The 25,966-nt window shown below is 51.7% G+C and carries 23 protein-coding genes, 1 tRNA gene and 1 pseudogene; 16 read left to right on the top strand and 9 right to left on the bottom strand.

Annotated elements, in window-relative coordinates:
* Positions 1–235: hypothetical protein (locus J2S20_RS02820; protein ID WP_307253025.1), on the bottom strand; the 235-nt coding region annotated here is incomplete at its 3' end.
* A gap of 185 nt (positions 236–420) precedes the next feature.
* Here J2S20_RS02820 and J2S20_RS02815 point away from each other — a divergent pair.
* The 16 genes and pseudogenes from J2S20_RS02815 to J2S20_RS02740 all read left to right on the top strand — a co-directional run bounded on the left by J2S20_RS02815 (position 421) and on the right by J2S20_RS02740 (position 17,475).
* A complete protein-coding gene (locus tag J2S20_RS02815; RefSeq protein WP_307253023.1) occupies positions 421–774 on the top strand; it encodes a hypothetical protein in 354 nt (117 codons plus the stop codon).
* Positions 775–1,066: 292 nt separating this feature from the next.
* Complete coding sequence (locus J2S20_RS02810) at positions 1,067–2,266, top strand: hypothetical protein (RefSeq protein ID WP_106613015.1); 1,200 nt, start codon at positions 1,067–1,069, stop codon at positions 2,264–2,266.
* A gap of 106 nt (positions 2,267–2,372) precedes the next feature.
* Positions 2,373–2,960, top strand: coding sequence for a guanylate kinase (locus tag J2S20_RS02805; RefSeq protein ID WP_307253017.1), 588 nt, complete (start codon positions 2,373–2,375; stop codon positions 2,958–2,960).
* Positions 2,953–3,957, top strand: coding sequence for a DNA polymerase III subunit delta' (gene holB / locus J2S20_RS02800; protein ID WP_307253015.1), 1,005 nt, complete (start codon positions 2,953–2,955; stop codon positions 3,955–3,957). The genes J2S20_RS02805 and holB overlap by 8 nt, the downstream gene beginning before the upstream one ends.
* Position 3,958: 1 nt before the next feature.
* Positions 3,959–4,789 (top strand): annotated as a pseudogene (locus J2S20_RS12210) (PSP1 domain-containing protein); the annotation flags it as partial.
* 475 nt (positions 4,790–5,264) lie between these two features.
* Positions 5,265–5,999 carry a tRNA1(Val) (adenine(37)-N6)-methyltransferase gene (locus tag J2S20_RS02790; protein WP_307253014.1) on the top strand — a complete coding sequence of 245 codons (735 nt, stop codon included), beginning with the start codon at positions 5,265–5,267 and terminating at the stop codon, positions 5,997–5,999.
* Between the two features lie 18 nt (positions 6,000–6,017).
* Positions 6,018–6,869 (top strand): 16S rRNA (cytidine(1402)-2'-O)-methyltransferase, encoded by an 852-nt coding sequence (gene rsmI / locus J2S20_RS02785; protein ID WP_307253011.1) that lies wholly within the window; start codon positions 6,018–6,020, stop codon positions 6,867–6,869.
* A gap of 40 nt (positions 6,870–6,909) precedes the next feature.
* A complete protein-coding gene (gene metG, locus J2S20_RS02780; RefSeq protein ID WP_307253008.1) occupies positions 6,910–8,934 on the top strand; it encodes a methionine--tRNA ligase in 2,025 nt (674 codons plus the stop codon).
* Position 8,935: 1 nt separating this feature from the next.
* Positions 8,936–9,709, top strand: coding sequence for a TatD family hydrolase (locus tag J2S20_RS02775; RefSeq protein ID WP_307253005.1), 774 nt, complete (start codon positions 8,936–8,938; stop codon positions 9,707–9,709).
* 12 nt (positions 9,710–9,721) lie between these two features.
* Entirely contained in the window at positions 9,722–10,630 is a 909-nt protein-coding gene (gene rsmA / locus J2S20_RS02770) for a 16S rRNA (adenine(1518)-N(6)/adenine(1519)-N(6))-dimethyltransferase RsmA (protein ID WP_307253003.1), read from the top strand.
* Between the two features lie 60 nt (positions 10,631–10,690).
* Positions 10,691–12,268, top strand: a complete 1,578-nt coding sequence (locus J2S20_RS02765; protein ID WP_416388986.1) for a C40 family peptidase — start codon at positions 10,691–10,693, stop codon at positions 12,266–12,268.
* 43 nt (positions 12,269–12,311) lie between these two features.
* A complete protein-coding gene (locus J2S20_RS02760; RefSeq protein ID WP_307252997.1) occupies positions 12,312–13,211 on the top strand; it encodes a DUF3881 family protein in 900 nt (299 codons plus the stop codon).
* A gap of 285 nt (positions 13,212–13,496) precedes the next feature.
* Entirely contained in the window at positions 13,497–15,380 is a 1,884-nt protein-coding gene (locus tag J2S20_RS02755) for an OPT family oligopeptide transporter (protein WP_307252994.1), read from the top strand.
* Between the two features lie 83 nt (positions 15,381–15,463).
* Positions 15,464–15,820 carry a PqqD family protein gene (locus J2S20_RS02750; protein ID WP_106613027.1) on the top strand — a complete coding sequence of 119 codons (357 nt, stop codon included), beginning with the start codon at positions 15,464–15,466 and terminating at the stop codon, positions 15,818–15,820.
* A 1-nt stretch (position 15,821) separates the two neighbouring features.
* Positions 15,822–17,273: an aminoacyl-histidine dipeptidase gene (locus tag J2S20_RS02745; RefSeq protein ID WP_307252989.1), complete on the top strand. Its 1,452-nt coding sequence runs from the start codon at positions 15,822–15,824 to the stop codon at positions 17,271–17,273.
* A gap of 125 nt (positions 17,274–17,398) precedes the next feature.
* A tRNA-Arg gene (locus tag J2S20_RS02740) sits at positions 17,399–17,475 on the top strand.
* 187 nt (positions 17,476–17,662) lie between these two features.
* Here J2S20_RS02740 and J2S20_RS02735 read toward each other — a convergent pair.
* From J2S20_RS02735 to J2S20_RS02700, 8 genes are all read right to left on the bottom strand, one after another.
* Positions 17,663–19,057 carry a site-specific integrase gene (locus J2S20_RS02735; RefSeq protein ID WP_307252986.1) on the bottom strand — a complete coding sequence of 465 codons (1,395 nt, stop codon included), beginning with the start codon at positions 19,055–19,057 and terminating at the stop codon, positions 17,663–17,665.
* A gap of 20 nt (positions 19,058–19,077) precedes the next feature.
* Complete coding sequence (locus J2S20_RS02730; RefSeq protein ID WP_005541444.1) at positions 19,078–19,284, bottom strand: helix-turn-helix domain-containing protein; 207 nt, start codon at positions 19,282–19,284, stop codon at positions 19,078–19,080.
* 527 nt (positions 19,285–19,811) lie between these two features.
* Positions 19,812–20,048 carry a helix-turn-helix domain-containing protein gene (locus J2S20_RS02725; RefSeq protein WP_117579798.1) on the bottom strand — a complete coding sequence of 79 codons (237 nt, stop codon included), beginning with the start codon at positions 20,046–20,048 and terminating at the stop codon, positions 19,812–19,814.
* Between the two features lie 4 nt (positions 20,049–20,052).
* Positions 20,053–20,487 (bottom strand): sigma-70 family RNA polymerase sigma factor, encoded by a 435-nt coding sequence (locus tag J2S20_RS02720; protein WP_307252974.1) that lies wholly within the window; start codon positions 20,485–20,487, stop codon positions 20,053–20,055.
* Positions 20,488–20,981: 494 nt separating this feature from the next.
* Positions 20,982–21,347, bottom strand: coding sequence for a metal-dependent transcriptional regulator (locus tag J2S20_RS02715; RefSeq protein WP_307252972.1), 366 nt, complete (start codon positions 21,345–21,347; stop codon positions 20,982–20,984).
* A gap of 11 nt (positions 21,348–21,358) precedes the next feature.
* Entirely contained in the window at positions 21,359–23,107 is a 1,749-nt protein-coding gene (locus tag J2S20_RS02710; RefSeq protein WP_005342700.1) for an ABC transporter ATP-binding protein, read from the bottom strand.
* A complete protein-coding gene (locus J2S20_RS02705; protein WP_307252969.1) occupies positions 23,100–24,881 on the bottom strand; it encodes an ABC transporter ATP-binding protein in 1,782 nt (593 codons plus the stop codon). Before J2S20_RS02705 ends, J2S20_RS02710 begins: the two co-directional genes overlap by 8 nt.
* Positions 24,882–25,006: 125 nt before the next feature.
* Positions 25,007–25,966, bottom strand: a complete 960-nt coding sequence (locus tag J2S20_RS02700) for a helix-turn-helix domain-containing protein (RefSeq protein ID WP_307252966.1) — start codon at positions 25,964–25,966, stop codon at positions 25,007–25,009.

Here is a 25,966-nt window from a genome sequence, read left to right as displayed (position 1 = left end):
GCCCCTGAATTTGCCCCATGACCAGAAAGAATTTAGAAAAATCAAAGCTTATAGCTATTTTCCTATCGGGTTCGAGTCCCGCGTATCTCAGTATAAAAATGCAGTAAAAGCCCAGAAAACCTTGTAAAATCAAGGGATTCAGGGCTTTTTTGTCTTCAAAAGAGCAATACGAAAAATGGACAAAAAACGGCATATTCCTGTTCTTTCCCATTCCTTTTTGAAAGCTTCGTGTCATTTTCGTGTCACAATTAGCTACTCTTTATACAAGATTTTAGAATAAAAACGACAAATGTCTTGCCAAAGTCTTAATGTCTTGCCAAAAATCTTGAAAAATTAAATAGAAAGCTATAGAATAAAACTCAGAGTAAAAAAGTCGCACTGAAATGATAAGCGCAACGGGCAGTAAAAGGAGGAATGAAGATGAAAAAGTCTGTAAAGGTTTTATTTGGGGCAGCTATGATATCTGTACTCACCGCAATGACATCTCTTGCAGCTGTCGGCTGGGTAGATAATGGAGATGGCCGCTGGTGGTACTCCATCAAATCAAATAATTCTGACTGGTATCGCGGAGAGATCGGACAGGTAAAGTGGGCGTGGATTGACGGGAATCAGGATGGTATTGCGGAGTGCTACTGCTTTGATGATGGCGGCTGGCTTCTGATGAATCGTAAGACACCGGATGGTTATATGGTGAATGCAGCCGGACAGTGGACTGTAAGGGGCGTGGTGCAGACAAAATCTGCGTATATCCACAGCAGTAATTCCCAGGATTAAAACAGAAAATTCAATATAAGAGGATATATACGAGAAAGATTCGTTTGATTTCTTTGACGGAGTACCTGAAAGCAATGTGTTGGGTTCATTGCCTTCAGGTACCCTTTTTGTTTTTGAAAAATTGGTTTTAAACTGTCAGATTTCAGCTCCGGGGGTGCTTGCATTTCAGGGATGTGATAAAATAACGAGGAAAGACTCCTTGCGCTTGCGCAAATGGAGTCTTGACGAGAAAACTGATCGAGCAGTAGCGAGATGATAAAATAAAAATTACGCACAGCATACAGGAGGCGCAGTGAGTACACAGTCAAATAAGAATCTTGCAGTTGCTGTCCTCCGGGCACGAAACGGAGAGATTCCGGGATTTGAGGATTTCTATCTGCTTACCTGTCAGAATACACTCAGCGACATTCAAGGCACCGTCAGGGATGAAAAGGAAAGTTGGGAGATCCTGTCTGAGGTATACACAGAGGTCTGGAGGCGGCGCGACAACATACCGGAGACGGGGATCGTCCGACCATGGATCCGCGTTCTGATCCGCGAGGTATCAAAGCGGCGCGGCGGAACCTTAATTGAGGAATTCTCCGGAGAAAGTGTGAGTGAAGCAGAGAGAGATTCCAAGGAACATATGGTCGATATACTGGTACAGATTGAGGAAGAACTCGGACTGCTAACGCTGCCGGATAACATATTGGGCAGAAGGCGACATAGCGGTGCTGTTACTGTTATCATAAAATTTTTTCTGGGACTTGGTTTTATTGCTCTCTCCGTGTGTGCAGTGTTCCTGCTTCTGCGAATGCTGCGACATGAGGCGGCTTCCCTTCAGGAATTGGAGCCTGTGAGTGAGGAGAGCTCAGAGATATTGGCAGTAGAGCAGACAGAGGCAACGGCTGCGGAGCCCGAGGAGCAGCCGGGCTGGAATGTCACGAAGGAGGGAAGACGTTATAAGAATCCGGATGGGAGCTGGCATGAGGGCGGCTGGCTCGAAGATGGGAATGCTCTTTACTATCTGAATGAAGACGGCTATGCATTGAGCGGACGGCTTGCGCTGGAGAATCAGAACTTTATTTTCAATGATGAGGGCGTACTGAAATCCATTACGCGGAGCTATGCGCTGGAGGATCACGAGACTATAGTTTCAGTTCAGATGAAGGAGTACGGCTATCAAGAGGATGCAGAGAGAATCATCCGGCACTCGATTGTTCTTGACGGGGACTGGATTTATTTTATGATCGCAGATGAGGATGGCGAAGAGGGAGCTGTACTTTACCGCGCACGTCGCGGGGCAGATGAATATCAGCTGATTTCTGAGAATGTTTCCGGTTACACGGTACAAAATGATGCGCTCTGGTATTGTAAGGGTGGCTCTGTCATTCGCTTTGAGAAGGCAGATACAGAGTATGTGAAGCCAGAAGAGGATGCAGTGGAGAGTGCAGCGTTTACGGAAGGCTTGTCAGAGGATCAGATGGTTGAGGCATTTCCCTCGTCAGAATAAGATCAGGCGGGCGATGTCGACAAACGGGCGGCATATTCTATGAGATCCGCTGTGAATGCGCGGAGCGAATGGATGCTCAGGTCAGGAACAAATGGAGCAAAGGCATATGGGAAAAATATTTTATGTAATGGGAAAGAGTGCATCGGGTAAGGACACGCTCTACAGGCGCTTGCTTGAGGCTCTGCCACAGCTGGAACCTCTGATTCTCTATACCACCCGGCCCATGCGGGAAGGAGAACAGGAGGGGAGAGAGTACCATTTTGTGACTCCGGAGAAAATGCGGGAGCTTGAGGCAAGGGGGAAACTGATTGAGAAGAGAGATTACAGCACGGTGCAGGGAGTCTGGAGCTATGCGACAGTGGACGACAGAGCTGTTGAGGTATCGGGGGAGAAGGCTTATCTTGGGATAGGGACACTTGAGAGCTATGAGAGGCTGAAGCACTATTACGGTGATGCGGCAGTCGTGCCGATTTATATCACCGTTCAGCCGGGAAAGCGGCTGCAGCGCGCTCTGTCCAGAGAGCGGACGCAGGCGAGGCCGGACTACACAGAGCTCTGCCGGCGCTATCTCGCAGATGAGAGAGATTTTTCTGAGGAACGGCTTGCAGCTGCAGGCGTGAAGCAGCGCTATGAAAATGATTCTCTGGAGCGCTGCCTTGCCGAGATTATAAGGGATGTGATAAGATATGCTTGATTTTTCAGACGTAGCGGGTCAGGATAGCGTGAAGGAGCATCTGCGGACAGCTCTGCGCTCCGGCCGTATCTCTCATGCCTATATGCTGATCGGAGAGAAGGGGCTGGGGAAGCAGACGCTTGCAGATGCCTTTGCGAAAATGCTGTTCTGTGAGAAGGACAGTCTGCACCCCTGTGGAAGCTGCCATGCCTGCCGGCAGGTGGAGGCTCTCACTCATCCGGATCTCATTCATCTGAGGCATGAAAAGCCGAACAGCATCGGCGTGGATGATGTGCGGGAGCAGCTCGCTGCAGAGGTGGCGATACGGCCCTTCTCCGGAAGAAAGCGGGTTTTTGTGGTTCCGGAAGCGGAAAAGATGACTGTTCAGGCTCAGAATGCCCTACTGAAGACCATTGAGGAGCCCCCGGAATATGCAGTGATATTTCTGCTCACGAAGAGTGAGGAAGCCCTGCTGGAGACTATACGTAGCCGCTGTGTGAAGCTTAAGCTGAGGCCAGTGGCGGAGCGGGAGCTGGCAGCAGCACTGCTGCGGCGGGGAGATATCAGCCGGGAGCGCGTGTTGCTTGCCGCACGCTTTGCACGGGGGATACCGGGGCTGGCAGAGCAGATGGCAGTCTCGGAGGAGTTTCAGAAACGCTGTGAGGAGACGCTGGAGCTGCTGCTGCATTTACCGCAGGCCAATGCAGTTTTTGTGAATGAAGCGGCAGAAAAGCTGCAGGCTTTATATCCGGAGCTCAGAGAGCTCCTTGAATTTTTGCGCATGTATTACAGAGATCTGCTGTGTGCAAAGCAGGATCATAGTGGAGAAAATCTAATTTTTGCAGGCTATGAGACAAGGCTGCTCCGGGCTGCTAAGGAGCTCAGCTTTCCGACTGCGGGAAGAATCCTGGATGAGATCAATCGCATGGAGGACAGGCTCAGGGCGAATGTGAATCCGGAACTTGCACTGGAGCTGCTTCTGCAGGAGATCCGGCAGGGCGGAAGGAAGGGAAAATAGAATGGCAATGGTGGTAGGAGTCCGATTTCGTGAAATCGGTAAGATATATAGCTTTAATCCGGGAGAGCTCAGGCTTCACCGGGGAGATCATGTTATAACGGAGACCTCAAAGGGACAGGAGTATGGAACCGTGGTTCTTGGGAATTATGAGCTGTGTGAGGGGCATATAGAGCAACCGCTTCGCACCGTGCTCAGAAAGGCAAATGCAGAGGACGAGGCGCGGGTACAGGAGCTCCGTACAAAGGAGCAGGAGGCGCTCCGGATATGCCGGCAGAAGGCGATAGAGCGGAAGCTCGAGATGAAGATCATTTCGGCGGAATATGCCTTTGATGACAGCAAGCTGCTTTTTTATTTTACGGCAGATGGACGCGTTGACTTTCGTGATCTCGTAAAGGATCTCGCGGCTGTCTTTCATATGAGAATAGAGCTGCGTCAGGTCGGCGTGCGGGACGAGACCAAAATTATCGGTGGTATGGGTCCCTGCGGACGTCCGCTCTGCTGCCATTCCTGGTTGTCAGATTTCGTTCCGGTCTCAATCAAGATGGCGAAGGAGCAGAATCTCTCTCTGAATCCTCAGAAGATCAGCGGCGTGTGCGGAAGACTGATGTGCTGTCTGAAAAATGAGGCGGATACTTATGCGTATCTGAATGCTCAGCTGCCGCGCCGCGGAGACTCTGTGGAGCTCTCTGAGGGAGAGCGGGGAGAAGTGATAGAGGTCAATGTCCTGAAGCAGACCGTGAAGGTACTGGTGATTCTGGATGATGATGAGCGTGAGGTGCGCGAGGTTCCGGCCGCGGAGGCAGTCTTTATAGCGCACAAGAAGAAAGGGCAGCCCAGTCAGCTGAAGAAGGATGCAATGGCAAAGCGGGAGGCGATGCTTCAGGAATCCAGAGAGAGGGCCCAGCGAAAGGAGCGCGCTGCCGAGGGCAGTGACAGGACAGAGAACGGCGGGACAGAGAGCGTGAGGTCTGAGGGCGGACGAAGCCGGAGAGAGCGCAGACGTCCGGGAGCTTCTTCCGGGAATGCAGCTCTGCATGAACAGCAGTCAGAGGGAGGAAATGCTTCCGAGAGCCGTGAAAACAGCGGAGGACGTAAGCGCTATCCGAAGGAAAACAGAGGCGGCCAGAATGCAGAATTAAGAGGGAACGCTGCGACGGAGAGAGCAGAGAACGGGGAGACAACTGCCCCCCGTCCGAGACGCAGGCGCAGACGGCATCCGGAGGGAGGCCAGAGCGCGGAGACCAGAGTGAGAACAGGAGAGAGAGCAGAGGAGAGAAGGCCTCAGACACAGGAAAAGCGGGAGCAGCATGACTAGACTGCTCCCGGGAGAGCGCATTGACGATCTGCAGCGCAGCTCCCTTCATATTATTCAGAATCCGGAGAAGTTCTGCTTTGGAATGGACGCGGTTCTGCTGAGCGGTTTTGTGAGGGTAAAGCATAAGGAGCGCGTCACGGATCTGTGCAGCGGGAGCGGAATCATCCCCCTCTTACTCAGCGCCAAGACGAGAGCCGGGAGCATCACTGCAGTGGAAATTCAGCAGGATATGGCGGATATGGCTGAACGGAGTGTAGAGCTCAATGGGCTGGAGGAGCGGATACGCGTGATTTGCGCGGATCTCCGGGACGGGCGTTCGGCAGGCCGCAGCGGTACTCAGGATGTTGTGACCTGCAACCCGCCGTATATGGCGGCGGGAGAGGGGATTCCAAATCCGGAGAGCGCTGTCGCGATTGCGCGGCATGAGCTCTGCTGCACGCTGGAGGACGTGGTGAGGGAGAGCGCCAGACTCTTACGAAACGGCGGTCGCGTGAGCTTTGTATACAGACCGCATCGTCTTGCGGAGCTGATGACACTGCTCAGGAGCTATGGGCTTGCACCAAAGCGCATGAAGCTGGTGTATCCTTATGTTGACAGAGAGGCCAATATGGTGCTTCTCGAGGCATCAAAGGGGGGCGGAAGCTTTCTGAAGGTCGAGGCCCCGATTATTGTATTTCGGGAGCCGGGTGTCTATACGGACGAAATACGAGAAATCTATGGATATTGAGCTGGCGGGGGCGGAACTATGTCTGGGAAGATCTATCTGGTGGCGACACCAATCGGAAATCTGGGAGATATCAGCGCGCGGGCGCTTGAGGTGCTCCGCGAAGCAGATCTGATCGCAGCGGAGGATACGCGGAACTCGCTGCGTCTCCTGAATCATTTTGAAATAAAAAAGCCGCTGACAAGCTACCATGAGTACAATAAAATAGAGAAAGCCTATCAGCTGGTGCGGGAGGCCCAGACAGGAAAGATGATTGCAGTGGTGACAGATGCCGGGATGCCCGGCATTTCTGATCCCGGCGAGGCGTTGGTGCGGATTGCGTACGAGACAGGAACAGAGATCACGATTGTTCCCGGTGCCTGTGCCTGTGTGAGTGCGCTCTCTCTCAGCGGGCTGCCGACGCGGCGCTTCTGCTTTGAGGCTTTTCTGCCCTCAGATAAGAAGGAGCGCGCTGCGATACTCCATGAGCTTCGGGAGGAGACACGGACCATTATCCTCTACGAAGCGCCTCACAGACTGCTGAAGACACTGCGCGAGCTGTCAGAGTATTTGGGCGCTGACAGGGGGCTGAGCCTTGTGCGGGAGCTCACAAAGCTTCATGAGGAGGTACGCCGCATGAGTCTTGGAGAAGCAGTGCAGCTTTTCTCCGCACCCGGCGGGGAAGCTCTGATCCGCGGGGAGTATGTGCTGGTGCTCGAGGGCAGAAGCCCAGAGGAGCAGGATAGAGAAAAAAAAGCCGTATGGGAGGCGCTCTCCGTGGAGGAACATGTGCAGCACTATGAGGCGCAGGGAATGGAGCGGAAGGAAGCCATGCGTGCCGCAGCACGGGACCGCGGTGTGAGCAGAAGGGATATCTATCAGGCCTTGCTTTGATGTGGTACACTGTCAGTTGATGAGAAGGGAGAAGCAAGCTATGTGCCAGAATTGTAAAAATAATAAGAATAAACCATATTATATAACCACTGCGATTGCCTATGCGTCCGGCAAGCCGCATATCGGAAATACGTATGAGATCATACTTGCAGATGCAATTGCCCGCTTTAAGAGAGCGGAGGGCTATGATGTCCGCTTCCAGACCGGAACAGATGAGCATGGCCAGAAGATCGAGGGGAAGGCCAGGGAGGCCGGTGTCACACCAAAGGAATATGTGGACAGAGCAGCGGCGGAGATTCAGCGCATCTGGGATCTCATGAACACCTCCTATGACCGCTTCATCCGCACGACAGACGAGGATCACGAGAAGCAGGTACAGAAGATCTTTAAGAAGCTTTATGAGCAGGGGGATATCTACAAGAGCGAGTACGAGGGGATGTACTGCACACCCTGTGAGAGCTTCTGGACTCCCTCACAGCTCATAGATGGGAAGTGCCCGGACTGCGGGCGCCCGGTACAGCCTGCAAAGGAGGAGGCATATTTCTTCCGCATGAGCAAGTATGCGGATCGCCTGATTCAGCACATCGAGACGCATCCTGAATTCATACAGCCGGTCTCCAGAAAGAATGAGATGATGAATAACTTTCTGAAGCCGGGACTTCAGGACCTCTGTGTCTCCAGAACCAGCTTCAAGTGGGGCATTCCGGTGGACTTTGATCCGCGGCATGTGGTCTATGTCTGGCTGGATGCACTGACGAACTATACCACCGGTCTGGGCTACGATACGGATGGAAATCACGGCGCGCTCTATCAGAAATACTGGCCGGCGGATCTGCATCTCATCGGAAAGGATATTATCCGTTTCCATACCATCTACTGGCCTATTTTCCTGATGGCGCTCGGCGAGCCGCTTCCGAAGCAGATCTTCGGCCACCCCTGGCTTTTGCAGGCTGGCGGGAAGATGTCAAAGTCAAAGGGAAATGTGCTCTACGCGGACGATCTGGCGGCTTTCTTCGGTGTAGATCCGGTGCGGTATTTCTGTCTGCATGAGATGCCCTTTGAGAATGACGGTATCATCAGCTGGGATCTCATGGTGGAGCGCTACAATTCCGATCTCGCGAATATACTCGGAAATCTCGTGAGCCGCACGATTGCTATGACAAATAAGTATTTTGGCGGTGTCGTGACGAGGCCGGAGCTCTCTCAGAGCGCAGAAGATGCGGCTCTGGATGAAGAGCTTCGGAGCACGGTACTCACTGCAGTCGGAAAGATTCAGGAGAAGATGGCTGTACACCGCGTCGCGGATGCAATCAGCGAGCTCTGGAATATCTTCAAGCGCTGCAATAAGTACATAGATGAGACGATGCCCTGGAGTCTTGCAAAGGATGAGACAAAGAGGGAGCGTCTGAATATGGTGCTCTATAATCTCACGGAGGCAATCACGATCGGCGCGTCTCTCCTTCAGAGCTTTATGCCTGAGACCTCAGAGAAGATCCTGAAGGAGCTGAATACGGAGAAGAGAGAGCTGGATGAGATGGGAAGCTTCGGGCTGTATCCCTCGGGAAGTAGAGTAGCAGAGCAGGCAGAAATCCTCTTTGCCCGCCTTGATCCGAAAGAAGTGGAGAAGAAGCTGGAGGCCGAGGCGAAGGCTGCAGAGCAGGCTGCTGCGGAGGCCGCAGCCGCTGAGCGTATAACAGAGGCGGAGGAGAAGCTTCAGATCCCCGCGAAGCCGCTGGTGTCGTATGAGGATTTTGAGAAGTGCGAGTTCCGCGTCTTAGAGGTACTGAAGTGTGAGCCTGTGCCGAAGTCAAAGAAGCTGCTCTGCTTTCAGCTGAAGTGCGGCTCTGAGACCATACAGATACTCTCAGGGATTAAGAAGTGGTATCCGGAGCCGGAAAAGCTGGTCGGAAAGCGCGTTATGGCTATCGTGAACCTAAAGCCTACGAAGCTTGCGGGCATGCTGTCACAGGGAATGCTGCTCTCTGCGGCGGATGGAGCGGAGGAGAAGCTCTGCCTCATGACCACAATGGATGAGGCGATGCCCTCCGGCGCAGAGATCTGCTGATATGATAATTGATACACATGCACATTATGATGATGAGGCCTTCGCGCAGGACAGGGATATCCTGCTCGGGGGCTTCCCTGAACAGGGCATTGAAAAGGTGATCAATTCCGGTGCATCTGTAGCATCCTCCCGGGAGGGGCTCCGGCTGTCTCAGCGCTGGCCCTCCGTATACTGCGCACTCGGCGTACATCCGAATGAGCTTGCGGAGCTGACAGATGAGATATTGGAGGAGTTTCAGCTGCTTTCAGCGGAGCCGAAGGTCGTGGCCATCGGGGAGATCGGACTGGAATACCACTATGAGGAGCCGCCCCGCGAGATTCAGGCTCTGTGGTTTCGGAAACAGATCGCACTTGCAAAGCGAGTTGGTCTGCCGATTATCGTTCACTCGCGGGACGCCGTGCAGGACACGCTGGATATCATAAGGGAGACAGATGCCGCGGAGGTCGGCGGTGTGATTCACTGCTTTTCCGCAGGCCCGGAGATTGCAGAGTGCTATGTGAGACTTGGCTTTTATCTCGGAATCGGCGGTGTCGTGAGCTTCAAAAATGGAAAGAAGCTGAAGGAGGTTGTGCGGGAGATGCCCCTGGAGCGTCTTCTGCTGGAAACCGACAGTCCGTATCTGTCGCCGGAGCCCCACCGCGGGAAGAGAAACAGCTCTCTGAATCTGCCCTATGTGGCGGCGGAGATTGCGGCGCTGAAAGACATCAGCCCGGAGGAAGTCATACGGCAGACCCACGAGAATGCGATGCGCTGCTTTCCCAAGCTTAAGAACTGAGAAGGAGTACGAATGCCAGAACTCGGCAGAGCACAAAATACCATAGAGCTGATCAAAAAATATGATTTTCGTTTTCGCAAGAAGTTTGGTCAGAATTTCCTGATCGACACGCATGTCCTGGACCGGATCGCAGATTCGGCGGAGATCGCTACAGAGGACTGCGTCCTCGAGATCGGTCCGGGAATCGGTACCCTGACGCAGTATCTTGCGGAGCGCGCAGCACGCGTGCTCGCGGTGGAGATCGATCCAGAGCTCATCCCCATTCTTCGTGAGACGCTCGCAGACTATCCGAACGTGCGCGTGATCCACGGCGATATTCTGAAGCAGAATATCCGAGCTCTTGCAGAGGAGTACAACGAGGGACGTCCCTTCCGGGTAGTTGCAAACCTTCCGTACTACATCACAACTCCGATTATCATGGGCTTGCTTGAGGAGAATGCACCGGTGAAGAGCATCACGGTGATGGTGCAGAGAGAGGTTGCAGAGCGTATGCAGGCCACTCCCGGCGGGAAGGAGTACGGTGCGCTTTCGCTGGCGGTGCAATATTATGCGGAGACAGAAATCACGGCAAATGTTCCGCCGAACTGCTTCATTCCACGGCCGAATGTAGGCTCCTGTGTGATACGTCTGAGACGCTATGAGAGGCCTCCGGTCGAAGTGCAGGATTCCAAAAAGATGTTTCGGCTGATCCGGGCTGCCTTTAACCAGAGGCGAAAGACTCTTGCAAATGCCATAGCGAATGGCGGCGTGGACGGCATAAGCCGCACGCAGGTGGCAGAGGCGCTTTCCGAGCTCGGGCTCTCTGAATCCGTGCGGGGAGAGGCCCTGAGCCTCGCAGAATTTGCCGCATTGACAGATAAGCTGATCACAATCTGTGCGCCGAATACGGACAGAACTGAGACACAGGAAACGAGGTTATAGTGAATGATGAAAAACAATAACAGGACTGTGATTGCTGCATTGCTTCTCGCAGGCAGTGTGATGCTTGTCTCCTGTGCAAAGAGCGGCGTTGCCGGAAGCACGGCGGAGTCCGCGGCAGCGGAGAGTGCTGCTTTGACAGAGGGGGAGGGAAATACTCCGGAGAGCCATGCGGAGGAGCCGGATCTCTCGGTGCTGCCCGCTGCGCCCGGAGGCGCACAGTTCCCGGATATGAGCATCGCAGTGCCGACTACTGAGCCTGCCCCCAGCATTATCCGCGTCGGGACACGCAGCTGGATTGTGAAGGATCTGCAGGCACGGCTCATGGAGCTCGGCTTTATGGACAACGATGAGCCGACGGACTACTATGGCGAGGTGACGGCAGCGGCAGTGAAGATATACCAGCGCCAGAATAAGCTCGCACAGGACGGCATCGTCGGAGAAGAGACACTGAGGGCGATACTTGATGAGAACGCGCGCTACTACACCGCGCAGCAGGGCGACAGCGGTACGGATATCACAGAACTGCAGAAGCGTCTGTACCAGCTGGGTTATTTGGCAGGCACGGACGATATCACAGGAAACTTTGAGGAAAAAACGCTGGCAGCCGTGCAGAAATTTCAGCAGCTGAATGCGCTGGAGCAGGATGGCAAGGTTGGGCGGAAGACGATGAACCTCATCTATTCCGATGAGGTGAAGCCAAATATGCTGGCCTACGGCGAGAAGAGCGATCTCGTGCTGGCGGCGCAGAGGCGTCTGCGGGAGCTCGGCTATCTCACCAGTGAGCCGGACGGAAATTTTGGCCTCGGGACAGCCATGGCTATCAAGGAATTTCAGTCCCGAAACGATCTGGTTGTAGATGGATACCTGGGGCCGGGAACCAGAGAGCGTCTGAACAGTCAGGATGCGCAGCCCTTTGGACTTGTACTGGGTGACCAGAGTGAGACTGTCACAAAGGTCCAGCAGCTCCTGAATAAGTGGGGCTATCTCGCCTCCTCGCTTGTGACCGGCTACTATGGTGAGGCCACGAAGCAGGCAGTGATTGATTTTCAGAAGCGGAATGGTCTCTCGGCGGATGGCTCTGTGGGCGCGCAGTCTATGGCAAAGCTCACCGGAAATGATGTGCGGAGGCCGGCTCCCAGAACCTCCGGCACCGGAAACAACAATCAGTCCGCAGGAAGAACCGGAAATCAGAGTTCCAACGCGGGTAATGCCGGCGGAGGGGCAGCTGCACCGTCAAACAATGCCTCTGCGGGCTCTGACTATCACTATACCGGCGGGGGGAGCGTGGGCGCGCTGCTCGATGTCGCGAGCTCCAAGCTGGGAAGCCCCTACGTGTGGGGCGCAAAGGGGCCGAATGCCTTTGACTGCTCCGGTTTTGTCTACTGGTGCCTGAATCAGGTCGGCGTCGGTCAGTCCTATATGACGAGCGGCGGCTGGGCCAGCTCCGGGCGCGGAAGAAGGATCTCCAGCTTCTCCGAGCTGCAGGCCGGCGATATCATCTGTGTCAGCGGTCATGTGGGAATCTGCGCGGGAGGCGGCACGGTGATTGATGCGAGCTCCTCCAACGGCCATGTGGTACACAGATCGCTCGGCTCATGGTGGCAGAGACACTTTATCTGCGGATGGAGAATTTTCTGAGTTCCCGCCCATTGCCTGTGGCAGCGCGGGGGGAAGGCGGTATATGCATAAGTATCTTAGAACTATAGGCTTCTCGCAGTGTCACAGCGAGGAGGAGCTGCGGGCGCTGCTGAACCAGCTTCAGGAGCGCAGCGCAGGAAATATCAGAACCATCAGGAAGAGCAACGGGGATACACTCTGGGAGCTGAGGTCCGAGCTCGGCCCCGGACTCGGTGTCATTATGGGGGGATATATTCTGCAGAGCGGGGCGATGACCCGTGAGAGCTACATGCCCTATTTTGAGTCGAAGGAGATCAGCTCGGAGGTCTTCTGCTCTATCCAGCGTCACACAGATAACGAGATGTATTCCGGACTGCTTGATGACATCCGGGTCGGGATTTCACTGATCTTCCGGCTGGTCAATCGCGGAGAGTACTTACAGCGAAAGCAGCGTCTGCTCTCCACAAATACAAAAGGTGTTCGGCTCACAGCGCTCTCTGTGAACGGGAAGATACTGCTGCCGCTTCAAAAGAATGCGCGGCAGCGGGCTATGGCCAGAACTACGGACAGTGTGCGCGAGCAGATGATAGAGGCTGCACGAAACGGCGACGAGGGTGCGATGGAAAGTCTCACCGCCGAGGATATGAATACTTATTCCATGATCTCACGGCGGATGATGAAGGAGGATATCTATTCTATAGTTGATTCCTGTTTCATGCCGGAGGGAATAGAGTGCGATATTTATGTGGTAATCGGTGAAATTATGAAGATCGACAGCCGCAAAAATATGATGACGGGGGAGGAGATCTGGGATTTTCTCATTCAGACCAATGACCTTCTGCTTCATGTCTGTATCAATGCGATCGATCTTCAGGGCGAACCCAAAGTCGGGAGGCGCTTCAAGGGCACCATATGGCTTCAGGGAATCGCTGTCTGGGAGAGTGGAAATACAGCTCTCGCCTAGAGCAGTGCCAATTGAGAACCTGCGCCGGAACTGTCTGTGCGCAGGTTTCATTTTGCGGGGCGTGTCCGAGAAGGACGGACAATTGTTTTCCCTATTGACTACAGAGCACATAAAGCTTACAATGAGTAGCATAAAAAGTTGGCCTTTCTGATGATGACGTCTTCAGGCGCCTTTTTACTTGTTGGGAGATTCCGAAGAATTTCTGCAAATAAGTCCGCTTGCGGACTTTGTTTTTTGGTTAAAGCGGGCAAGTATCGGGAGTCAACTTAAAATGGGGAGGAAGAAATGAGCGAAGAAACAAAGAGTTTTAAACCATTTGTGCCGGTAGATTCGACGCTGCCCGAGATGACAGTGACTTCTATCATACTCGGCGTTGTGCTGGCAGTTCTGTTCGGAGGCGCGAATGCGTATCTCGGGCTGAGAGTCGGAATGACGGTATCCGCGTCGATTCCGGCGGCAGTTATTTCCATGGGTATCATCAGAAAGATACTGCGTAAGGATTCTATCCTTGAGAACAATATGGTGCAGACCATCGGCTCCGCAGGTGAGTCTGTGGCAGCGGGTGCAATCTTCACCCTGCCGGCGCTGTTCCTCTGGGCAGGAGAGGGCAGCATCGAGACCCCGTCACTGGTGCTGATTGCGCTGATCGCACTGTTCGGCGGTCTGCTGGGGGTTATGTTTATGATTCCGCTGCGCGGCGCTCTGATCGTGCAGGAGCACGGAAAGCTTCCGTATCCGGAGGGCAAGGCCTGCGCAGAGGTGCTTGAGGCGGGTGAGTCCGGCGGCGCGAAGGCGGCAACTGTCTTCTCCGGCCTCGGCATTGCGGCGCTTTACAAGCTGATTGCAGATGGCCTGCGGGTATTCCCGAGTGAGGTCCACTACGAGATTGGTGCTTACAAGGGCTCCGGCTTCGGTGCGGATGTGCTCCCGGCACTGCTTGGCGTCGGATATATCTGCGGACCGAAGGTATCTTCCTATCTGCTTGCAGGTGGAACCGTAGGCTGGTTCGTATTGATGCCGCTCATCGCAATGTTTGGCGGAGATCAGGTGATCTATCCGGGCTCTGTTCCGATCTCTGAGATGGGATCCTTCTCGATCTGGAGCTCCTACATCAAATACATCGGCGCCGGTGCTGTGGCAGCAGGCGGAATCATGAGCCTGGTCAAGTCTCTTCCGCTGATCATCCGCACCTTCAGAGATGCAGTGAAGGGGATTGGCGTTCAGGTCGGTGAGCAGAACAGACAGAACAAGGATCTTCCGATGCAGCTTACAGTGCTGATTGTCGGCATCATCGGCATCGCGATGTGGCTGATCCCGGCGATCCCGGTGAATTTTATCGGTGCCATTTTGATCATTGTCTTTGGTTTCTTCTTTGCGACGGTCTCCTCCCGCATGGTTGGTATCATCGGAAGCTCAAACAACCCGGTTTCCGGTATGACCATTGCAACCCTGCTGGTGACCACGGCTGTGCTGAAGGCAAGCGGAAACATCGGTATGCCTGGCATGATCGCTGCGATTACCATTGGCTCTGTGATCTGTGTTGCAGCTGCAATTGCGGGTGATACCTCTCAGGATCTGAAGACCGGTTATCTGGTTGGTGCATCTCCGTATCGTCAGCAGATCGGTGAGATCATCGGTGTGATTGCTTCTGCGCTTGCAGTCGGCGGTGTGCTCTACCTTCTGAACGCGGCATGGGGCTACGGAACCGATCAGCTCCCGGCGCCTCAGGCTACGCTGATGAAGCTCGTCGTTGAGGGTGTTATGAACGGAAATCTTCCGTGGTCTCTGGTATTTGCCGGTGTATTCACCGCAATTGTAGTTGAGATTCTCGGCATTCCAGTGCTGCCCTTTGCAGTAGGTCTCTATCTTCCGATTCATCTGAGTATTCCGATGATGGTCGGCGGCATGGTCCGTCTCTACTTTGACATGCAGAAGATGGATGAGAAGGAGAAGAAGGACAAGGTCGAGAACGGTGTTCTCTACTCCTCCGGTCTCATTGCCGGTGAAGGACTTGTGGGCATTCTGCTTGCAGTCTTCGCAGTCTTTGGCTGGGATATTGATATGTCCTCTGTTGTAAACCTTGGAAATATCGGAGGCATCGTAGCTTTTGCGATCCTGACTGCGACGCTGGTTATGTACATTAACCGCAAGCCGAAGGCAGACGCATAAATTGAAATAAATTGAACGGGGCTGTCGCGCGGAGAATGGATCTTTAATTCCTGCTGTGGCAGCCCTGTGCAGTTGGAGAGAAAATGGCAAAAAGCAAGGAAAATTATCTGGATTATGTGCCCCGCCACAATGTGAATTTCCCATGGAAAGAGGTAAACGGGCGGGTAGAGGTGCGCATGGAAAACCGCGGGGCGGTGAACCGCATCGCACAGAAGCTCTTTAAGCGTCCGGCATTCAGTCTGATTGAGCTGGATGAATTTGGAAGCTTTGTGTGGAAGCAGATTGACGGGAAGCGCTCTATCTATGAGATCGGCGCTGCGGTGAAGGAGCGCTTTGGAGATAGGGCGGAGCCGCTGTATGAGAGACTTTCCGGATTCGCGAAGACGCTTCATAATCAACGCTTTATCGTCTATGAGAACAAGATCAGAAAGGGGAAATAATATGGGAGTTTTGAGTGCGCTGGAGCCCGGAGAGGTATTTCGTTTTTTTGAGGAGATATCCCGGATTCCGAGACCCTCCTATCACGAAAAGGCAATCAGCGATTATCTGGTGAGCTTCGCGAAAGAGCGGGGGCTGGAGTATTATCAGGATCAGCTGTATAACGTAATCATCATCAAGGAGGCGACACCCGGCTATGAGGATGTCGCGCCCATCATCATTCAGGGGCATATGGATATGGTCTGTGAGACCGCACCCGGATGCACGAAGGATATGGAGAAGGAGGGACTGGAGCTCCTTGTTGAGGGTGATTTTGTAAAGGCGAAAGGAACAACGCTCGGCGGGGACGATGGGATCGCCGTGGCCTATGCGCTTGCAATTCTGGATTCCAACACACTGGCTCATCCGCGTCTTGAGTTCATCTGCACAGTTGCAGAGGAGGTCGGGATGGACGGTGCGCATGGAATCGATGTCTCCATGCTGAAGGGCCATAAGCTGCTGAATATCGATTCCGAGGAGGAGGGAATTGTGCTTGCGAGCTGTGCAGGAGGCGGAAATGTGAAGCTCCACCTGGCTGCGGAGCGCGAGGCGGCAGAGGGCGCTTTCTTCACGCTGACTGTGGCGGGACTCACCGGCGGACATTCCGGTGTTGAGATCAACAAGGGCAGAGCAAACGCCTCGCAGCTGATGGCACGCGTCTTGGTGAGCCTTATGAAGCATTACCCGCTTCGTCTTGTGACAATGAGCGGAGGCAGCAAGGACAATGCAATCACGAGAGAGTGTACGGCGCAGCTTGTGCTGACTGAGCGCACCGCACTTGCGGCGCTGAAGGCCGAGGTTCAGGCTCTTGAGGAGAAGCTGAAGAGGGAGTATGCGGTATCCGATCCAGAACTTTCACTCTGCGCCGGGGAGAGCAATGAGCGCGCCGCATTTGCGCCCCTGAGCGAGAGCTGCACGAGAAAGGCGGCGGCATTGATTCTTGCAGTTCCGAACGGTGTACAGCGGATGAGCGACGATATTCCCGGTCTGGTGGAGACTTCTCTGAATGTCGGTGTAAACCAGCTGAGTGAGAAGGAGCTGCTGCTGAGCTATGCGGTGCGAAGCTCTGTATCCACGGCCTTTGACGCGTTGCTGGAAAAGATGACGGCGATCGCAGATGTCTTTGGCGCGGAGACGGTCGTCAGCGCTGTGTATCCGGCCTGGGAGTATGTGCGGGAATCTGCTCTGCGCGAGGATATGAGTCGTGTTTACAGGGAAATGTTCGGCACAGAACTGAAGGTCGAAGCAATTCACGCAGGCGTGGAGTGCGGTATTCTTGCGGGTAAGATCCGCGACCTGGATGCTGTCTCCATGGGGCCGAATCTCTATGATATCCACACGCCGGGGGAGCGTCTCAGCATTTCATCCACAAAGCGTATGTATGACTATATTGTAAAGCTTCTTGCCTGCAAGTGAGAAATCGGATATAATAGTTTCGTTGTAAAAATGTCTCCGTAGCTCAGCTGGATAGAGCGTCCGCCTCCTAAGCGGCAGATTGTTCGATTCCTTCGAGCAGTGAAAATTGCATAAATCTTAAAAATGTCTCAGTAGCTCAGTTGGATAGAGCACACGCCTCCTAAGCGTGGGGTCGGAGGTTCAAATCCTCTCTGGGACGCCAGAAAGCACCGCTGCAAGCCTTTTTTTGGGGTTTGCAGCGTTTTTTTGTTCCTCCTTCTCCTGGTAATTTCACTTTCGTTACCGGAAGATTTTTATGCGCCGCATGATGTATATTTGCTAATTGGACTCGAACGCTTTTCAGAAATTTGCTAAGAAAATTCTGCGTTTTGCTAATTCGATTTTTCGGATCACTTTGCCGGGGCTTGCGCTGCTATCAGGGCTGCGAGCGCACTTGCCAGCTCCGGCGACTTTTGAAGCTGCTCCACAAGGCTTTCAAGGTCCAGGGTCGCAGGCTCCGATTTTGCCGGTTCCTCCGGCGGACGGACATTGCGAAGATCAGGCTTGGCATAGAAGGCGGTCTCGAATTTCTGTGCATTGACCTTTCTATCCTCGTCCAGAATGTGAGCATAGATACTGGTTATCATGTCGATCTCGGCATGGCCCGTATCACCCTGGGTGGCTTTCAGATCGCCGTGGTTCAGTTTTAATTTGTAGGTGGTACTGGAATGACGGAGAGAATGAAAGACCACCTTCGGCAGCCCTGCGTCCTCACGGAGCTTTGCAAACTCTTTGAGGATGATCCGATCCTCACAGGGCCGTCCATTGGGAAGTGCCACGACCAGATCGAAGTCCTGATACTCGTCGCCCAGGAAGCCTTTCAGCTCGTCCTGGGACTTCTTCCATTCCCGCAGAATGTAAGCCAGTGTTTTTGGCAGCCACACCTTACGGATACTGGAATCGGTTTTCGGCTTTTTCAGAATAATTCTTGTGCTGGTGTTCGGCATGAGCGGGGTGAAGATGTAATAGATATCCTTCTCACCCAGCGTTTCAATCGCCCGTTTGGAAGCCCTCGTCAGCTCCTTGTCGATGTAGACATAGGCGTTATCCACCGCAATATCTTCATCGGAAATATGGACGTTCTCCCAGGTCAGCCCCAGGATTTCACCCATACGCAGAGAGCAGGCAAAGGAAAGGTTCATTGCTACATAGAGCTTGCTGTCCGTGCATTTGTCCAGGGCAAGACGGATCATATCCGCTGTCCAGATATCCCGTTTCGCATACTCCGTTTTCGGGAGGATCACATTGTCAAAGGGATTTCTTGCAATGATTTCCCATCGTACCGCCTGCTTAAACGCACACCGCAGGAGCTTGATGATCTTTTCAATGGTCTTGTCGCTGACATAGGTGGTAACAGCCTTTCGGGTTTTGGTAGACACCGACTTGGTTTTCTGCAAGGTCTGGATATAACCGTCAACCGCACGGGGAGTAACCGCCTGTACCTCCATATCACCGATGATCGGATTGATATAGTTCGCAATCAGCGCCGTTTGGCTGTCATACATGGACACACCCCATTTCTTTTCTCCGTAAAGAGATACGAAGTCATAAAGGAACTCGGTGATCGTCTGATTGCTTGGTGGGAGAAAAGTTCCCGTGTGCTGCTGATTTTCAATTTCCGCCTTGCGCTTCAAGGCCTCTTTGTGGGTGTGCCAGGTTTCCCACTTCTGTTTGGTTTCTCCGTTTTCATCCACATAGTTGTAAACAACGGAATAGTTTTTCTTTCGCTTGATTATAGATGCCATATCGTTCTTCCTTTCTTGGATCACAGGTCGAGGGAGTCAAGCCACTCGTCAAATGACCGCTTGGAAATGCGTATGGCGTTACCAATTCGCACGATTTTGAAGTGCCCTTCTTTTACGAGGATATATGCGGAAGTTCTTCCGATGCCCAGGATTTGAGCAATATCGTCAACCGTATACGTCCTTCTTTCAGGGGTTTCTTTCTTCGTGCCGTTCCATGTTTGAGACATGAGAACCCCCTTTCAGTCATGAAAAGGAACAGCACGAATATGTGTGGGTAATATAACTTCCACCATCATTTTACCGTGCTGCTCCGTGTTTGTCTGCTGCTAATTAAAAAGTTTACGATCTATCCATAAACTTTCAAAAAAGAAAAGTAGGCTTACGGACGGCTGCTGGCACAGCTCCACGGGAGTCTAACCCCGGCCCATGCTGATGGGTGCGGCGCACAATGCTTTGTGGGCGTTCAATGCGCGAGTATCTTTAACCCTGCCCGTGTGTCATCGCCCGCAAGCCGCCACGCTTGTTTTACGATCTGGTGCTGTTCGCTCGCCCGTTACAGTGGTCCCGTCCTGCGGACTTGCAACGAGGTCATGGCGCACCGACCGTATGGCTCGGCACAAACAGGAATGTATCCGTTTGCCTTATACTGCGGCGTTGGCCTCCCAACGGGCTTTCTTTGTCAAGGTGCTGCCTCCGGCCACGAAAGAGAGAAACAGGGAAAGGGTAAGCTGTTTCCGCTTTCAGACCGGGCTTGTCAGCTCATGCTGACAATGGAATGAATGAGCTTGATCTCCAATCGGCGCTTCATGTACTCGTCCACCCGAACATGGGGCTGGCCGTCAGGATCGTAAAGCGTCCGCGTGCAGAGCTTATTGATATAGCCCTCATAATACCGGAGTACCTGATCCACAGCCTGAGAGTCCCCGTCACGGGCGGCGTCAATCACCGAAAGAGGAAGAAGCTCCTTGCCCTTGTAAGTGGGGTTCTTCATACCGTCAACCTCCCTTCGGCATGAGTGCGGCCAACTTGATCCGCAGCTCGGTCAATGATTTTGCCCTTCGCCGCTGAACGGCGCTGCGAGACATTCCAACAAGGCGGCCAACCTCCTGATCCGGCAGGTCCAGAACAAAATGCAGGATCAAAATACTCTGCTCCTGAACAGACAAACCGGCGAAGGCGTCAGCCACAAGCTCGTTTTCGATATGTAGGTCATACCCGTGGGACGAGAATGTAAATCTGTCACTGGGGTAATGATCTACAACGCAGAGCTTGTCCATCTCCATTTTCGGAAGGTCGCTGAATGACAGTTCCCTGTCACGGCGCCTCTGCATTTCCCGAAGGTAGTCGATTGCCTCATGGTACAGTACCAGCTTGCAGTAAGCATCGAACTGGCACCGCTCGCCATAGTCATTGCGGGGGATTATATCCATCTTTTCACCCCCTTTCCTGGGGGAATGAGGTGGGTTTCTCCCTTTCCGCTAACAAGGCGAACGCAAAGCCGCTCGCTACCCGCTAAAAGCCTCCTTTTTGAAAATTTCTCAAAAAATTTTTTCGAGGCGGGCTTGTCCTCGGAAAACAGCAAAAAGCGCCCGGCAAGTCGCAACGGACCTGCTGGGCGCAGAAATGTTTTATAAAGATGATTGCTTACATGGTATAGTTCATATTCAAAGCCGGACGGCTCCGATGGAGGGGCTATGCTTTTTGATACTGCGAAATAAAAAGAAGGACACGGTAAATTAACCTCCAATCGGCTACCGTGTCCCTGCAAGTCGTCATTGGTTTGTGTAGACGCAAAGAAACGGCGGCTCTGATTTTTCAAAACCGCCGTTAAGGTAATAACTTAAAATAGGCGCACAAAATCACCTGCCCCAACCAACGGTTTTTTTCTTTCCCCGTAGTCGGGGCAGGTTTATACGCTATGTAATTATTCTTTCGTGACTAATTCTTTCAGCCGTTCATAGGTTTCTGCGCTAATATCATGTTCAATCCGGCAGGCATCAGCCTCCGCCGTTTCAGGATCAACGCCTATGGATATAAAATACTTTGTAAAAAAGCAATGGCGTTCGTAAATTTTTTCAGCCACATCCCGGCCAAGGTCGGTCAGGTGTATATAATGGTTTTCGTCTGTTGTCAAAAAACCGCCCTCTCGTAAAGTTCCTACTGCGTAACATACGCTGGGTTTTGAAACTTCCATGTACCAGGCAACATCCACAGAACGCACCGTTCCTTGTTTCTTTTGGAGAACCAGTATAGCTTCTAAATAGTCCTCCCCGGCTGCATGAAGTTTCATAGGGACACCCATTACTGAATCCGCCAGCCTTCGGCTTGTTCGCGGATCTGGATGAACTTTTTATAAGTCCCTTCCTGTTGCAGCAGTTCCTTATGCGTACCCCTCTGAGCCACAGTTCCGCCATCAATCACAAGGATTTGGTCGGCGTTCTCAATCGTGGCCAGACGATGGGCAATCGTAATAATAGTTTTACCGTGTGTTAGAGCAGAAATCGCTTCTTGGATCAAATGCTCATTCTCTGGATCAATACTTGCGGTTGCCTCATCCAAGATAACAATGGGAGCATCCTTGAGCATCGCCCTGGCGATAGAAATTCTTTGCTTTTCACCGCCGGAAAGCGAAGACCCCCCTTCACCAATCACTGTGTCATAACCGTCCGGCAAAGCCATTATGAAGTCGTGACAGCGGGCTGCTTTTGCGGCGGCGATAATCTGTTCATCTGTAGCGTCCGGGCTGCCGAATTTAATGTTATTCTTGATGGTATCCCGGAACAAATAGACATTCTGAAAAACCATACTGATATTTTTTAGCAAGCTATCGCAGGTAAATCGGCGAATATCTGTTCCGCCAACGGTAATCGTTCCGCTGTTCACATCATAGAAACGGGCAATCAGGTTACACAGCGTAGATTTTCCGCTGCCAGATGGCCCCACGATGGCCGTTGTGCTATTTTGCGGAATTTTGAAGTTCAGGTCATGCAGAACAATCCGGCTGTCATATCCGAAAGAAACATCCCTAAACTCAATATCATAGGTTGCTGGTTTTATATCGGTGCCATCCTGGTCGATATAGTTTACATTCTCTAATGCTTCCAACTTGTTCATAGCAGAGTCTACAATTCCAAGAGTATGGGCTGCGTCATTGATGTTTTCCACGCTTCCAAAAATAACGAAAGAGAATAGAACAAACATCAGGAAGAAGGACATATTCATCTGCCCCTGTAAAGCCTGCCATGCACAAATAAAAACAATTCCCATAGAAGCCGCCTTCAAAGCGAACAGGTGCAGGCAGTTAAACGGTGTATAGCCCTTTTCTACTTTGATATGAATATCTTTCAGTTCCTTGCTGGCATTACGAAAGTTCTCAATAGCGGCCCCTTCCTGTCCAAAGGACTTCACAATGGAAAGGCCCCTGATGTATTCAATCGCTGCATCGGACATATCTTCCATCGCATTATGGGTTGTCGCAGCGGTTCTTTCGCTATGCCTGCTGATACCCTGTAAAGCCAGCGCCGAAAGAACAACGCCGACAACAGAAATAACTGCGGCGACAGGACTAAAGAAAATAAGGCACAGAACAATGGCAATAAATTTTGCATAACCGTTGATGATGACATCCACCATTTTCATGCCCTGTAATTCCAAAGTAGATAATTCCGTGGTAACTCCGGCCAGAATGTCCCCTACACTGTTCTGCGAGAAGTACCCAAGAGGGACTCGTTTCAGAACGTCCCCCAAGTGGATGCGTTGTCCTGCGGCAACTTCATAGCCGATACTTTCCTGCAAAATTGCCCGTAGATAAGAAAACAGGAAATTCAACGCAATAGAGCCAACAATAATCCACAGCATTTTCCAGATCAAAGAAGCGTCAATTGTGGTATGAGCCCAATATGCCTGAATAGATTTATCCAGCGCATAAGCAGCAGCCATTGTCGGGATGGCTGTAGATAAACTACTGAAAAAAGAGAATACAGAGCCAAGATAAAGACGACCTCTGTACTTGCCAGCCCATCGAATGATGCGTTTCATTGACTTAAACATTACCAGCCACCTCCTTTTTCTCGCCCACAGACCAGTTCTTTGCGCCAATATGCGCCTGCCACATATCTGCATAAAGCGGGCAGCGTTCCAAGAGTTCCCCCTGCTTTCCGCAGTCAACAATCTGCCCTTTTTTCAGAACAACAATCTGATCTGCGTTTTGAATGGTAGACAGACGATGTGCAATCACCAGCAGGGTCTTTCCTTTGGAAAGAGCCATGATGGATTTCTGGATTTTATCTTCATTCTGCGGGTCAGTGAAGGCAGTTGCCTCATCCAAAATCACAATAGGCGCATTTTTCAAGATTGCTCTCGCAATAGCAATTCGTTGCTTTTCTCCGCCAGATAGCCGCTTGCCGGCATCACCGGCAGGGGTATCATATCCTTTTTCCAGCCGAGCAATGAAATCATCGCAGCAAGCCGCTTTTGCGGCGGCATATACTTCCTCATCCGTAGCATTAGGATTACCCAGGCGGATGTTCTCTTTGAGCGAGCAGTTGAACAGGAAATTGTCCTGTGTCACGAAGCTGACCAATTCAGAAAGCTGGTGAATTGAAAGCTCTTTTATATTTTTGCCGCCAATGGAGATGCTGCCACCAGTTACATCCCAAAACCGTGCAATCAGGCGAGCCACCGTTGATTTTCCTCCTCCAGACGGTCCGACCAGTGCAGTAAAACTCCCCTGTGGCATATTTAAGCTGATACCATGCAACACTTCATTTTGTGTTGTACCGTCATAAGAAAAGGACACATCCTGCAAGACAATATCGGTATGATTGATTGGAACAAATTCCCCGGAATCCGGCAAATTTGGAAGATTCAAAAGCTCATTTGCTGCTTCAACCGCATACTCCATAGATTTTGCTTCGTTGATAAAGGTCGTAGCTTTCATCAGTGGCCCCACAATACTAAGTGAGAGGATAATTCCCATTGCAAGTTCAGCGGGAGTAATACTTCCACCACGCACCAGCAGCAAACCAACAGGGAGTACCCCAAGCAAGGTAGTCGGCATAATCGCCATCATTAAATTCATGGTTTTCCATGTGCTTTTGAACCAGTTGAGAGTAAAATCCTTAAAGGACTTCACAGCGCCTACAAACTTTTCGTAGGAACTGGTACTTTGGTTGAACGCCTTAACAACCTCAATGCCCTCTACATACTCGATAATAATGTTGTTGACATGGTTATTTGCCTCCATGTAGGCTGCATACTGGCTGTTATAATTTTTCATAAGGAAGAACATCGGAATCATCGCCAACGCAGGAGCAATCAAAATCGAAAGTCCCATACGCCAGTCTATTGCCAGCATCCAGACGAAAATAGCCAGCGGCAGGAGCAGATTAGAAGTCAGTTCTGGAATTACATGCGCCAAGGGCGGCTCTAAGTCCTCCACCTTGTCCATGATAATATTCTTCAAGTAACCGATCCTTCGCCCCATTACTTCGCCAAGGGGCGCCCTCATCAGGCGGTTTGCGATTTTCAGGCGGATGCCTTCCAGTATCGTGTAAGCGGAGATATGTGCCAAAATTGTGGAAATGCCAAAGCAGATGACACGGATCAGGTATCCGCCTACGCCAACCAAGCACCATAACAGAATATAGTTTCCTGTGGCAGTACGGTTGATAAACAGAAGCAGAATTTTATAAACTGCCCAAAACGGAATAAATCCACCAGCGACACTAAAAATGGCGCATAAAACCGAGAGGATCATCTTTCCCTTGCAGGGTTCTGCAAAGGAAAGTAGAGTTTTGACCCAACTCTTTTTTTGTTGTTTCATAGTAATTCACCTCTTTCGTTCTATTCGGTCAGTAAAGAAAAAAGGATGGTTAAGTCCTACTAACCATCCTTAATTTATCATGATTCAGTTTTTTCTTCCGCTCCACGCGGCCTTTTCTGTGCCAATCAGATAATTGATTTTCGATATTCCAACGGTGTTTTCCCCATTGTCTGATGAAATGCAGAAGCAAATTTGCTGGGACTGTCATATCCTACAAGTCCCGCTATCTCAGCCACCTTCAGCGTCTGATCGGATCGCAGCAAAGAAGCGGCATAGTTCATTCGGTAATTTCGCATATATGTGAAAATTGGGCTGCCATATACCGACTTAAAACAATTTTTCATTGGAGTTAGAGCGATGTCAAACCGCTCGGAAAGCTCCTCTAATGTATAGTTCTGTGTTAAGTCCTGAGTTAGGAGCGCCTGAATTGCTTTAATCTTCTCAATCTGCCCTTTGTAGAAATACGGGCGTTCTTCTGTATGCCCTGCCAATTCCAGAGCATCCAGATACAACAGCAGCTCCAGCACCTTGATTTTGAAATAATCCCTCTTGATTTTGACCGGAACATTGTAAAGCTCAGAAAAGATGTGTTCAATCGCCGGTTCACCAGGAATGACATAGGGTGTACGGTCACTGCAATATTTATTTTGTAATTCGTAAAGGTCAACAGAAAAGCCCTTCATATAGGCTGGAATTTCTTTTGCCGCGGTTTCCAGTTGAAAGCCAATGGAAATACCGTGGTAGTGGCAAAGGGGAAATTCTACTTTGCCGGAATGATGGATGCGGCGATCCACCCGAAGATCGCCTGCCTCTAAATAGCTAAAGGCATTCTGGCCGACTTCCTGCTCAATGCGTCCTTCCCGGCAGTGATCTATACAGAGCAGGTCCATATCTGTCTGGAAGCCCGAAATGCACTCCTTCATGTGGAAATCATTATACATGAGAAATACACCGGGAAAGACATGATAGAGCGTCATCATGCCTTCACCGGAGTTATCGCTTAAACGCATTACCTTGCAATCATCTGACTCGATTAAGTTTTGAACATTCGGGCCGTAGTACATTTCCTGGAATAGTTCCGGCAT

The sequence above is a fragment of the Moryella indoligenes genome, assembly GCF_030812885.1.
Taxonomy (GTDB): Bacteria; Bacillota; Clostridia; order Lachnospirales; family Lachnospiraceae; genus Moryella; species Moryella indoligenes.
The sequence above is the reverse complement of the archived record's forward strand: the minus strand, read 5'-3'. Positions and strand labels throughout refer to the sequence as shown.